13 protein-coding genes are annotated in these 12,000 nt (G+C 69.0%); 3 read left to right on the top strand and 10 right to left on the bottom strand.

What is annotated here, in order from left to right; translation table 11 throughout:
* Positions 1 to 41: 41 nt before the first annotated feature.
* Positions 42 to 917, bottom strand: coding sequence for a dTDP-4-dehydrorhamnose reductase (gene rfbD / locus ACYVK5_RS06135; RefSeq protein WP_460702832.1), 876 nt, complete (start codon positions 915 to 917; stop codon positions 42 to 44).
* A gap of 74 nt (positions 918 to 991) precedes the next feature.
* On the opposite strand from rfbD, the gene rfbC reads away from it, so the two are divergent.
* Positions 992 to 1,606: a dTDP-4-dehydrorhamnose 3,5-epimerase gene (rfbC, locus tag ACYVK5_RS06130; protein ID WP_460702830.1), complete on the top strand. Its 615-nt coding sequence runs from the start codon at positions 992 to 994 to the stop codon at positions 1,604 to 1,606.
* A 98-nt stretch (positions 1,607 to 1,704) separates the two neighbouring features.
* On the opposite strand, the gene ACYVK5_RS06125 is transcribed toward rfbC, so the two are convergent.
* Positions 1,705 to 2,361 carry a class I SAM-dependent DNA methyltransferase gene (locus ACYVK5_RS06125; protein ID WP_460702828.1) on the bottom strand — a complete coding sequence of 219 codons (657 nt, stop codon included), beginning with the start codon at positions 2,359 to 2,361 and terminating at the stop codon, positions 1,705 to 1,707.
* 57 nt (positions 2,362 to 2,418) lie between these two features.
* Here ACYVK5_RS06125 and ACYVK5_RS06120 point away from each other — a divergent pair, with 57 nt between their 5' ends.
* Together ACYVK5_RS06120 and thiL are read left to right on the top strand one after the other, a co-directional pair.
* Entirely contained in the window at positions 2,419 to 3,123 is a 705-nt protein-coding gene (locus tag ACYVK5_RS06120) for a hypothetical protein (protein ID WP_460702826.1), read from the top strand.
* The gene (thiL, locus tag ACYVK5_RS06115) at positions 3,120 to 4,166 is read left to right on the top strand and encodes a thiamine-phosphate kinase (RefSeq protein WP_460702824.1); all 1,047 of its coding nucleotides are present in this window, start codon (positions 3,120 to 3,122) and stop codon (positions 4,164 to 4,166) included. Before ACYVK5_RS06120 ends, thiL begins: the two co-directional genes overlap by 4 nt.
* 3 nt (positions 4,167 to 4,169) lie before the next feature.
* Here the strand turns inward: thiL and ACYVK5_RS06110 are convergent, their stop codons facing one another.
* From ACYVK5_RS06110 to ACYVK5_RS06075, 8 genes are all read right to left on the bottom strand, one after another.
* A complete protein-coding gene (locus tag ACYVK5_RS06110) occupies positions 4,170 to 5,252 on the bottom strand; it encodes a hypothetical protein (protein ID WP_460702822.1) in 1,083 nt (360 codons plus the stop codon).
* 271 nt (positions 5,253 to 5,523) lie between these two features.
* Positions 5,524 to 6,519, bottom strand: a complete 996-nt coding sequence (rfbB, locus tag ACYVK5_RS06105) for a dTDP-glucose 4,6-dehydratase (protein WP_460702820.1) — start codon at positions 6,517 to 6,519, stop codon at positions 5,524 to 5,526.
* A gap of 55 nt (positions 6,520 to 6,574) precedes the next feature.
* Positions 6,575 to 7,741, bottom strand: coding sequence for a nucleotide sugar dehydrogenase (locus ACYVK5_RS06100; protein ID WP_460702818.1), 1,167 nt, complete (start codon positions 7,739 to 7,741; stop codon positions 6,575 to 6,577).
* A gap of 61 nt (positions 7,742 to 7,802) precedes the next feature.
* On the bottom strand, positions 7,803 to 8,432 hold the full coding sequence (locus ACYVK5_RS06095) for a DUF402 domain-containing protein (protein WP_460702816.1): 630 nt from the start codon (positions 8,430 to 8,432) through the stop codon (positions 7,803 to 7,805).
* 137 nt (positions 8,433 to 8,569) lie between these two features.
* On the bottom strand, positions 8,570 to 9,277 hold the full coding sequence (gene deoC / locus ACYVK5_RS06090) for a deoxyribose-phosphate aldolase (protein WP_460702814.1): 708 nt from the start codon (positions 9,275 to 9,277) through the stop codon (positions 8,570 to 8,572).
* A 54-nt stretch (positions 9,278 to 9,331) separates the two neighbouring features.
* Positions 9,332 to 10,438 carry an adenosine deaminase gene (locus ACYVK5_RS06085; protein WP_460702812.1) on the bottom strand — a complete coding sequence of 369 codons (1,107 nt, stop codon included), beginning with the start codon at positions 10,436 to 10,438 and terminating at the stop codon, positions 9,332 to 9,334.
* A gap of 76 nt (positions 10,439 to 10,514) precedes the next feature.
* Complete coding sequence (locus ACYVK5_RS06080; RefSeq protein WP_460702810.1) at positions 10,515 to 10,640, bottom strand: DUF433 domain-containing protein; 126 nt, start codon at positions 10,638 to 10,640, stop codon at positions 10,515 to 10,517.
* Positions 10,637 to 11,947, bottom strand: coding sequence for a thymidine phosphorylase (locus ACYVK5_RS06075; protein ID WP_460702808.1), 1,311 nt, complete (start codon positions 11,945 to 11,947; stop codon positions 10,637 to 10,639). The genes ACYVK5_RS06080 and ACYVK5_RS06075 overlap by 4 nt, the downstream gene beginning before the upstream one ends.
* Positions 11,948 to 12,000: the final 53 nt, after the last annotated feature.

Raw genomic sequence — 12,000 nt, 5'->3', positions numbered from 1 at the left:
TCACGCGACAGGTTGGCGGGACGGCACCCTGGCGTCTCCTCCTAGGCTTCACCGAGAACCGTCGGGGCTGCCGCCGTCCACCGTTCCGACCAGTCACCGATCGGGGTGACGCCCGCCGCGGCCAGTGCCGCGTGACCGAGCACCGAGTACGCCGGGCGCGGTGCCGGGCGCGGGAAGGCGTCGCTCGTCGTGGGCTCCAGTTTCACGTCGTCGCCCGTGGCGGCCACGATCCGCTCCGTGAAGCCGTACCACGACACCTGGCCCGACGATGTGCCGTGGTACGTCCCGCCCGGCGCGTCCGCGGCGCGCAGCCGCACGATGAGGTCCGCGAGGTCCCGCGTCCAGGTGGGCTGCCCGACCTGGTCGTCCACGACGCTCAGCCGGTCCTTCTCGGCGGCGAGGCGCGCCATCGTCCTCGGGAAGCAGCCCCCGCCCGCGCCGTACAGCCATGCGGTGCGCACGATCAACGAGTCGGGCGCCTCGGCCCGCACGGCCCACTCCCCCGCCGCCTTGGTACGTCCGTAGGCCGACCGGGGTGCGACCGGCGCGTCCTCGGCGTAGGGCGTGGTCGCGGCGCCGTCGAACACGTAGTCCGTGGACACCTGCACCAGGCGGGCGCCGGCTTCGGCGCACGCCCGGGCCACGTGGGCGGCGCCGACGGCGTTGACGGCGAACGCGTCCGGCTCGTGCGTCTCGGCGTCGTCGACGGCTGTCCAGGCCGCGCAGTTCACCACGACGTCGTACCCCTGGATCGCGCGGGCGGTGGCGGCCCGGTCGAGGATGTCGAGTCCGGTGCTGCGGCCCGTCCCGTCCACGTCGTGCCCCGCGGACCGGGCCACCTCGATCATCTCCTGTCCGAGCATCCCGGCGGCCCCGACCACCAGCCACCGCTCCCCCACGCCGGTCCTTGGTTCCATACGTATGATCCTAGGGTCCGACGCCCCGTCCCCACCTCCGCCACGGGGGATCTTCCCTGCTCCGAGGAGTTTTCATGCAGTATCGCGAGCTGTCCGTGCCCGGTGCGTTCGAGATCACCCCGAAGCTGTTCGGCGATGCTCGTGGCCTCTTCCTGGAGGCGTTCAAGGCGGATCCGTTCCGCGAGGCCGTCGGGCACGACTTCGACCTGCGGCAGGCCAACTGCTCCGTGTCGGCCGCCGGGGTACTGCGCGGCATCCACTTCGCCGACGTCCCGCCCAGCCAGGCCAAGTATGTGCAGTGCCTGCGCGGTGCGGTGCTCGACGTCGTCGTCGACATCCGCGTCGGCTCACCGACCTTCGGCCGGTGGGACAGCGTCCTGCTCGACGACGTCGACCGCCGTGCGATCTACCTGTCGGAGGGCCTCGGACACGCCTTCCTGTCGCTGGAGGACGACTCCACGGTCATGTACTTCTGCTCGACCGGCTACGCGCCGGAGCGCGAGCACGGCATCCACCCGCTGGACCCGGCGGTCGGCATCGACTGGCCGACGACGTCCCGCGACGGCACCCCGCTCACCCCCCAGCTCTCGCCAAAGGACGAGGCGGCCCCCACCCTCGCCGAGGCGGAGGCAGCGGGCCTGCTCCCGACGCTGGAGGACGTGGAGAAGTACGTGACGTCCCTCCGCTGACGCGCCCAGCGGGGCCGGCTTCCGGCGGCCCTGCCCTCGGGCAGACCGGTTCACACAGCACTCTCGCACCTGCTGAGCCTCCCGACGGAGTGATCCGGCTATCGCTTTCGAACCACTAGGTTGACCCAGGGTGTCGGCCGGAGGATGGCAGGCTTCTCGGACCACCAGAGCACGTCGAAGCCAGCTCGCTCAACCTCTCCACGCAACTTACCCGGCGGCCAATGGGAGAAATAGCGCGATTCGGGTAGCCGATCGCTCTCGGCCATGCGGTTCCACGGCACCGCCGCGGATTTGGTGTTGAAGCCCAGAAGCCCTCCTTCAACAAGGGCATCGTGAACGTTCATGAATGCGCTCCGCAACTGCCGGTTGGTCATATGACAGAAGACCGAGTTGGCGAACACGGCGTCCTGCGGACCGGGAAATTCGTCGTTGAGCACATCAAACTTCAAAGCATCAAACCCTTGCTCGTTCAAGGCGCCGATGAAGGAGTCTGCGATCTCGGACCGCTGCACCCCGTAACCCAGCGACTCGAAGTACGCGGCGTCGCGCCCCGTGCCCGATCCGATCTCGAAGATGCGCGCAGCAGGCGGAACGTCGGCAAGAAACCTGTCGAGCCATTCCTTCATTCCGCCGGTGACATGACGCGGAATCGACGAAGCGTATTCCTGAGCGAAGCGTTCGTAAAACAACCGCGTCCTCTGGGCCACGATCTGATCGTGCGACAGGGTGACGACCCCTTGCTGCCCCAGGCTCATGCCGGTAGGATACACTGGATAAAGCAGGTGTTACATGAATGAGTTGGATGCTTACTCATGTCCGATCAGCTCCATGCGTTCGACTGCGATTTCTGCACTCATCTCGTCGCCGACCCGGCGTCGACCTTGCGGCACCTCGCGAATCGTATCGTTGCCACGTACCGGAAGATGTTCCTGGTCGCCGACTACGCGCCTATGACACTAGGACACCTACTACTGATCCCGCGGGACCACCACACGGGGATGGCATCCTTCATTGCCCGGGATCCGAGCACACTGGCGACCCTGCGCGATGTCACACGCCGCTACCGAAACGCATTCGGCGGTTGCACAGTGATCGAGCACGGCTCGGGTGGGACCACATCCGCGACGGGCCCCTGCATCGACCACGCGCACTGGCATCTGCTTCCCTACAACGACGAACTGGCGCCGATAGTCGACGGCGACCACGGGGGCTCCATGACGCGTGTGAGCTCACTCGTAGAATTCGCGCGCAACTACGCCCGTGCCGACTACATCCTGTGCTGGGACGCCGACAGCACTCGCGTCGCGCTGCCCGATGCGGCCTCGCGGCGCACTCAGTACGCACGCAGTGTCGTGGCGCGACACCTTGACGTGGCGGCAATGCCGTACGACTGGGACTGGGCCCTACGCATGGACGACGACCTGCTCGTGCGGACTCTGATCGCAGCAAGGGCGGCATTCTCCGGTGGTGCGGAGAACGATGACGATGACGACAGCACAGCGAGGGAGATCGCGTGACACTTTCGGACGAACCCACTCGGGTCGAGCTGCTGACGTCGCTGATAGGGCGAACACCTCGCACCTGGCCCGCAAGCCCCTCTGCCGGCGGGATGGTGCGACTGGGCGTGCGAGCCGCCGACCGTGACGACTGCGCGGTCTTCGACGTATCCGGCCCGCTGCAGATTGTGGTCGGCAGCGATTATGTGCGGGGCACCGGCTTCTCCATGTACGAACTGGGCCATATGGACGACTTCGATATCGGCTACTTCCTGGTCATGGCAAACGTCAGTGACGTAGCGGCCATGGGTGCCATGCCGATCGGGTTCCTCTCCGTGGTCCGCTACCCGAAGTCGGTCGACGATGACAGGTTCCTCAGGATCATGGCCGGGATCAACGAGGCATGCGCGGCCTCCGGCATGGAGAGCGTGGGCGGCGACATCGGCGGCGCGGAGTCCCTCGTGCTCTCCGGCACCGCGCTCGGTGCCTGCGTGGAGGATGGCGCGCTCCGCCGTAGCGGCGCCCGCTCCGGTGATCATGTCTTCGTCAGCGGTGTGACGGGCGTGGCCGGGGCCGCGATGAAGTACTTTCGCGCGCGCGCCACTGGGGCGGAGAGGGATTCCGTGACGCCAGCCATGGAAACGGAAATGATCGACGCCTGGCGTCGCCCGCGAGCGGAGGTCGAGCTCGGAATGTCGCTCGCGGCCTCCGGCGTCGTGACAGCATGCCAGGATACCTCGGACGGGTTGAAGGGCACACTGGAACAGATCGCCGATGCGAGCGGAGTCGGCATTGATGTCGATGCAGCGGCTGTACCCATCTCCGACGTCGTCACAGCCGCTGCACCGGTGGTGGGTGAATCCGCTTCGGCCATCACCTTTGGCGACTCGGTGGATTTTCGGCTCGTGTTCACCGTGGACGGCTCGCTGTCCGCCGCGCGAGCCGCGGAACGGTTTCCTGGCTGCCATCTGATAGGTCGAGCATCGGACGAGTCAGGCGTGCGGCTACTGAGCACGGAAGGGGCGGCCACATCTGTTCCCGGCAAGGCCTGGCGACACACGTGAGCCTCAGCGCCGATCCCAGCGTGAATAGACCATCGACCCAAGCACTCCCGTAACCAGCGCGAACGCGATGTTGGCGATCGATGTCGCTGACGTCACGCCGCTCTCACCGGCCGCAATGCGCCAGGACCAGAAGGCGACAACCACAAGCGTGACGAACACGAGAGCACGGTGGAACAACCGCGCACCCGCCAGCCTCCGGAGCACGCGCTGCCGCCGGGTCGACGACGGCTGAGCTGCCAGAAATTCCGCAAGGAACTGGTCCACCAGACCGGCGTCGACGACGCCGATCCGTTCCGTCAGTGTCGAACGCAGTCCGCCGTCCACTTCAATGGCGTGGCACAGCCGACCCGCGAGGTCGCTCAGCAATGAACGTGAACGGGCGGGCGCACCGGCTTGGAGCATGGCCGTACCGACCACCACCTGCAGCGGGAAGGTCATGTAGTGGTTTCGCTGGTCAGCGGGCTTCGGCACCCAATAGTGGATCTGCTCGTACGCGATCGGCCTGGCACGCACCTGTCGGAGCCAGCTGTGCAGTGCGGTCACTCCACGTCGCATCGCGTTGACGTTCTCCGGACCGATGCCAGCACGTCGAAGTCTCGCGAGCGCGATCACGGCGAAGGCCAGCTCGAGAGTGCCCAGCGGCCCGTCCTCGAGAATGCGGGATCCCAGCCAAGCCGCGGGCCCTTCCAGGGGCTCTGCATCGATCCCGTCGACACCGGACAGAGAGATCAGGGCCTGGGCGGTGGCCAGCACGCTCGGCGCCTCAGGATCATCGGGAACCGTGTGGTGCCCCCAACCCTGTCGGTCGATGATCCCGGAGAGCAGACCCAGGCATGCCACCGTCGTCCGCGTCTGTTCATGGCGGACGGCACAGAGCGCATCGACGATCGCACACACTTTGTGCGTGATGAACAGGTCAGTTGCATCGAACGCGATCGCGGAGGATTCCGTGGCCCCAGGGAGCAGACGCACCGTGCCGGCCATGTCTCGACCGCGTGCCGCGAGCATCACCACACCGGCCGACGTGCCGTAGATGCCCGTATGTGAGGACCTGGCGGGTGCATCCGCGAACTGGCCCCATGCCATGACGTGCCCCGGTGTGAGCCGAGCCGCAGCGACGATCGATTCGCCCAATCGTCGTCGGGCCGACCGAATCCGCTGATCAAGGTCGCTGCCACGGCTGCGGACCGCCTCTGGCACCTGCCCACACCCCCACTCGCACATTGGCGAATATTGGGACAAGTTACCAGAGATGGGTTCTCGCTGGCGATGCAACCATGATCCTGTTGTCGAGAAGCAAAGCTGAGGCCGATTCTGTCAAAGCACCGTCAGTGCCACGACCCTTCCCCACCGACCCTCACTGCCCGCTACGCGCGTACTTCGCCTCCGTCGCCGCCTTCGCCGGCCTCCACCAGGCCTCGTTCCCCCGGTACCAGTCGATCGTCGCCGCGAGCCCGTCGCGGAACGCGGTGTATCGGGGCGTCCAGCCGAGCTCGTCGCGAAGCCGGGTCGCGTCGATCGCGTAGCGCATGTCGTGGCCGGGGCGGTCGGCGACGTGGTCGAAGTCGTCGGGCTCGCGGCCGAAGAGTTCCAGCAGGGTTCGCACGACGTCCAGGTTGTTCTTCTCGCCGTCGGCCCCGATCAGGTAGGTCTCGCCGATCTGTCCCTTGTCGACGATGGCCCAGACGGCGGAGTTGTGGTCCTCCACGTGGATCCAGTCCCGCACGTTGAGGCCGGCGCCGTAGAGGCGCGGGCGGACGCCGTCGATCAGGTTGGTGATCTGACGCGGGATGAACTTCTCGATGTGCTGGTACGGGCCGTAGTTGTTGGAGCAGTTCGAGATCGTGGCCCGGACGCCGAACGACCGCACCCAGGCGCGCACGAGCAGGTCGGAGCCCGCTTTCGTGGACGAGTAGGGCGACGACGGGTTGTACGGGGTCTCGGGCGTGAACTTCGCCGGGTCGTCGAGCTCCAGGTCTCCGTAGACCTCGTCCGTCGAGATGTGGTGGAACCGGGTGCCGTGCTTGCGCACGGCCTCCAGCAGCGTGAACGTGCCGACCAGGTTGGTCTGCACGAACGGGGACGGGTCGTCCAGCGAGTTGTCGTTGTGCGACTCGGCCGCGAAGTGGATGACGACGTCGGACTCGCCGACCAGCCGCTCCACGAGGGCGGCGTCGGTGATCGACCCCTCGACGAGCCTCACCCGCTCCGCGACCGGCGCCAGCGAGCCCCGGTCACCCGCGTACGTGAGCGCGTCGAGGACGGTGACCTCGGCGTCGGGCCGCTCCCGGACGGTCTGCTGGACGAAATTCGCTCCGATGAATCCGGCGCCGCCGGTGACCAGGATCTTCACGCTGCGATGTTTCCCTTTGCTGTGTCGTGCGACTGCGTGGTGAACCTGCGAGGCTTCAGTCGCGCCCGTAGATGTCGCGGGTGTAGACCTTCTCCGCCACGTCGTCGAGGACGTCGGTGCGACGGTTGGCGATGATGACGTCCGCGCGGGCCTTGAACGCGTCGAGGTCGTTGACGACCTCGGAGTGGTAGAACTCGTCGTCCTCGAGCGTCGGCTCGTGGACGATCACCTCGACGCCCTTGGCCTTGATCCGCTTCATGATGCCCTGGATGGCCGACGCCCGGAAGTTGTCGCTGCCGGACTTCATGACGAGCCGGTACACCCCCACGACCTTCGGGTCGCGCCTGAGGATGTCCGCGGCGACGAAGTCCTTGCGGGTCGTGTTCGCCTCGACCACGGCCTGGATGAGGTTCTGCGGCACGTCCGAGTAGTTCGCCAGCAGCTGCTTGGTGTCCTTGGGCAGGCAGTAGCCGCCGTAGCCGAACGACGGATTGTTGTAGTGCGAGCCGATCCGCGGGTCCAGCCCGACGCCCTCGATCACCTGCAGGGTGTCGAGGCCGTGCGTCGCCGCGTAGGTGTCGAGCTCGTTGAAGTACGCGACGCGGAGCGCCAGGTAGGTGTTCGCGAACAGCTTGATCGCCTCGGCCTCGGTGGCATCGGTCAGCAGCACCGGGACGTCCTTCGTGACGGCGCCCTCCAGCAGCAGGTCCGCGAACTTCTTGCCGCGCTCGGAACGGTCGCCCACCACGATGCGGGACGGGTGCAGGTTGTCGTACAGCGCGCGGCCCTCGCGGAGGAACTCCGGGGAGAAGAGGATCGCCGCGTCCGGGTACGCCGAGCGCATCCGCTCGGTGAAGCCCACCGGGATGGTCGACTTGATGACGATCGTCGCGGACGGCGCCACGCTCAGCACGTCCTTGACCACGAACTCCACCGAGGAGGTGTCGAAGAAGTTCGTCACCTCGTCGTAGTTCGTCGGCGTCGCGACGACGACGACCTCCGCGCCCTCGTAGGCGGCGTGCGCGTCCAGCGTCGCGGTCAGGTTCAGGTCCCGCTCGCGCAGGTACTCCTCGAGCTCCGCGTCGACGATCGGCGAGCGCCGTTCGTTCACCAGTGCGACCTTGGACTCGTCGAGGTCGACGGCCCACACCTCGTGATTCTGGGAGATGAGCACTGCGTTCGACAGGCCGACGTATCCGGTACCGACAACGGCGATCTTCATGCGGCCCATAGTACGGGCTGCCTGCCGCCGGAACGCCGGGCTTCACCCGAGGACCAGGAGCTCACCGCAGGGGCTTCTCACCGAGCACCCGGTCGAGCACGGCGAACCAGCGCTCGGGCACGACGTCGTCGAACGGCGCCTGGCTGTCGAGCACGGCCGCGAGCAGGGCCCGCGCGTCGGCATCCACGCGGGCCACGAGCTCGGCGGGATACCCGTACCGCACCTGGTGCTCGGCGAACTCGTCCTGGTCGTCGATGAACGCGCGGCCCCGGCCGCGTGGGTCGACGTGGTCGGCGTGGAACCCGATCACGTCGAGGTCGAGGTCGACCATGGTGACCTCCCAGGCCCGCGGCGCGGCTCCCCTCCCGCCCCCGTCCCCGTTTCCGGGCACGCCGCGCCACTCCGGGACCGTCGTGAGGTCCGTGTACACGCGGGTTCCGTAGGGGTGCTCCTGATCACCGGGGTAGAACGCCGGCGTCCAGCCGGCGTCCGGGAAGTATCCGACGCCCCGGGTGCGCGCCCGGTACTCGAGGCCCGGGCGCGCGAACAGGGTCCCGGCGGGGTATCCGATCCAGGTCCCGTGCTCGTCGGTCCCGAGGTACACGGCGTCGAACTGCCAGTGCGGGCTACCGTCCCACTTGGTGTAACGCGCTCGAACGGGCTCGCCGGGGATGCGGGGTCGCTGCGTCACGCAGCGACGATACCGCCGGCCGCTTGATGATCCCCGACACCTCGGACTCGTCGGACGGCCCGTGCTTGGCCTCCATGCGAGCCAACATGTCGTCGATGGCGTCACGCTGAGCCTCGCGACGATTGGTCTCGGCCACGTCAGTACCCGCCGCCGGTCGGCGCGTCGACCGCCGGCGTGACGCCGTCGTACCCGTCCAGTACCGCGGCCGTGCTCGACAGTCCCAGCCTTGTGGCCCCGGCGTCGATCATCCGGAGCGCCGCGTCGAGGTCCCGGATGCCGCCGGACGCCTTGACGCCGAGGCGCCCGCCGACGGTCTTCGCCATGAGCGACACCGCCGCCACGGACGCGCCGCCCGTCGGGTGGAAGCCGGTGGACGTCTTGACGAAGTCCGCGCCGGCGGCCTCGGCGGCCTCGCAGGCCGCGACGATCTGGTCGTCCGTCAGGGCGGCGGACTCGATGATCACCTTGAGCAGGTGTCCGGCGGGTACGGCGGCGCGGACCGCCGCGATGTCGGCCCGCACGTCGTCGAACAGCCCGGCCCGCGCGGCGCCGACGTCGATCACCATGTCGACCTCGTCCGCGCCGTCCGCCACCGAGCGGGCGGCCTCGGCCGCCTTCACCTCACGTGCGTGTTTCCCCGACGGGAACCCGCATACCGTGGCGATCGCGAGCCGCCCGGCCGCGACCTCGCGGGCGTGCGCCACGAACGTCGGCGACACGCACACGGAGAACACGCCGAGCCGGGCGCCCTCCTCGACGAGCGCGGTCACGTCGTCGGCTGTCGCCTCCGGCTTGAGCAGGGTGTGGTCGACGGTGGCGGCGAGCGCCGCACGGTCCAAGGTCATCGTTGCTCCGTTCCGCACGGCTCCGCGGTTCCCGCGCGGGTGGCGGGGCCTTCGTCAGAGCTGTGCCCTTTCGATTTTCTGGAAGCCCGGCACGATGATCTGCTCGACCAGCGTGCGCCGCTCGTCGTGGTGCACGAATGCGCTCCACGCGGCGGCCACGGTGACGTCGAGCAGGTCGTCGAGAGTCCACCCGGCTTCGGTGTTCAGGAGCATCATCTCGCGCGTCATGGAGGTGCGGGACATCAGGCGGTTGTCCGTGTTGAGCGTCACGGCGAAGTCGAGTTCCTTGAGGCGCGTGATCGGGTGGGTCGCGACGGACTCCGCGGCCCCGCTCTGGGTGTTGGACACCGGGCACACCTCGAGGGGGATCTGCTGGTCCCGGATCCAGTGGGCCACGGGCCCGAGCTCGGCGGCGGCGCCGTCGTGCCCGCCGTGCGCGGTGAACGCGATGTCGTCGGCGATCCGGACCCCGTGCCCGATCCGCAGGGCCTGCCCGGTGTGCAGGGCCTCGGCGATGGAGTCGACGCCGGCCGCCTCGCCGGCGTGGATCGTCACCGGGACCTGGTGGGAGGCGAGGTGCCGCCATATCTGGTCGTGCCGGCCGGGCGGGAAGCCTTCCTCGGGCCCGGCGAGGTCGAAGCCGAGGACGCCGTCGCCGGCCAGGTCGATCGCCAGGTCGGCGACCTCCGTCCAGCGGTCGGCGTGCCGCATGGCGGTGAGGATCTGCCCCGCGCGGATGGTGTGTCCCTCGGCGGCGGCGCGCGCCATGCCGTCGTCGATGCCGGTCTGCACGGCCTCGACGGCCTGCGCCATCGTCAGCCCGCGCTCGAGGTGCTGCTCGGGCGCCCAGCGCAGCTCGGCGTGCACGACGCCGTCGGCGGCGAGGTCGAGGACCGCCTCGCGGGCCACGCGCTCCAGCGCGTCCGCGGTCTGCATGACCGCGACCGTGTGCACGAACGTCTCGAGGTAGCGGACGAGCGAGCCGGAGTCGGCCGAATCCGCGAACCAGTCGGCGAGCGCGTCGGGTGTGGTGGCGGGCAGTTCGTGCCCGACGGCGTCCGCGAGCTCGAGGACGGTGGCGGGCCGCGGGCCGCCGTCGAGGTGGTCGTGGAGCAGGATCTTGGGCAGCGCCTGGATGGTCTCGACGCCGAGGTGTGTCATGCCGACCAACTTACCTACCCCGGGAGCTCGTCGTCGGCCGGGGCGTGAACGCCACCTGTCGCGTCAATGAGCAGTCTCATGCGGCGGCGAAGGGAAGTTCTCGCTCCTTGAGCGCCTCGCCGGCGAACGCGAGCGCAGCGTAGATGTCGGCGAGCTCGATATAGGGGTAGTGGACCTGGTGCTGAACGTTCGGCGCGATCACGCCACCCGGTCGAGGATCAGCCTCCCCGGTGTCGCCGCGGACGCGGCCTCCGCGGCGTCCGCCGGGGCCACCTCCCATGCGCCCTCCAGCGCCTGCCGGGCGCGCACGAACCGCTCGGGTGTGTCGGTGTGCAGCGTCATCAGCGGTTGCCCCGCCGTGACCCGCTCGCCCGGCTTCGCGTGCAGCTGGACGCCCGCGGCCGCCTGCACCGGGTCCTCCTTGCGGGCCCGCCCCGCGCCGAGCCGCCAGGCGGCGATCCCCACGGCGTAGGCGTCGAGCTGCGTCAGCACGCCGTCCGCCCCGGCCAGGACGGTCTCCGACTCCTTCGCGACGGCGAGCGTCGCGTCCGGATCGCCGCCCTGCGCCGCGATCATGCGTCGCCAGGTGTCCATCGCGCGGCCGTCGGCCAGCGCCGCCCGCACCTCGTCCTCGCCGACCGGCTTCCCTGCTCCCGACAGCATCTCGACGGCGAGGGCCACGGTCAGCTCGACGACGTCCGCGGGGCCGCCCCCGGCGAGCACCTCGACCGACTCGGTCACCTCCAGCGCGTTCCCGGCGGTCAGCCCGAGCGGCACGGACATGTCCGTCAGCAGCGCCACCGTGTGCACGCCCGCGTCGGTGCCGAGGTCCACCATGGTCCGGGCGAGTTCGCGCGCCTGCGGGAGGGACTTCATGAACGCGCCCGAGCCCACCTTGACGTCCAGCACGAGCGCGCCGGTGCCCTCGGCGATCTTCTTCGACATGATGGAGCTCGCGATGAGCGGGATGGACTCCACGGTCGCGGTGACGTCGCGCAGCGCGTAGAGCTTGCGGTCCGCGGGCGCCAGCCCGGACCCGGCCGCGCAGATCACCGCGCCGACGTCCTCGAGCTGGCGGAGGGTCTCCTCGTTCGACAGCGCCGCCCGCCAGCCGGGGATCGACTCCAGCTTGTCGAGCGTGCCGCCCGTGTGTCCCAGCCCGCGCCCGGACAGCTGCGGCACCGCCACGCCGAACGTCGCGACCAGCGGCGCCAGCGGCAGGGTGATCTTGTCCCCCACGCCGCCCGTGGAGTGCTTGTCGGCGGTGGGCCGCGACAGCCCCGAGAAGTCGAGGCGCTCACCGGACGCGATCATCGCGCCGGTCCAGCGTGCCACCTCCACCCGCGACATCCCGTTCAGGAAGATCGCCATGGCCAGCGCGGACATCTGGTAGTCGGTGACGACGCCGCGGGTGTAGGCGTCGACGACCCAGTCGATCTGCGGCCCGGACAGCGTGAGGCCGTCCCGCTTGGCGCGGATCACGTCCACGGCATCGAAGTGCTCGGTCATGACGGTTCCTCTCCGTGGGCTTCCCCATGAGTGCCCTGTGTTCCGTGCGTTCC

This window comes from Myceligenerans halotolerans (assembly GCF_054782975.1).
Note: the sequence above shows the minus strand (reverse complement) of the source record. Positions and strands in the feature narration are given on the sequence as shown.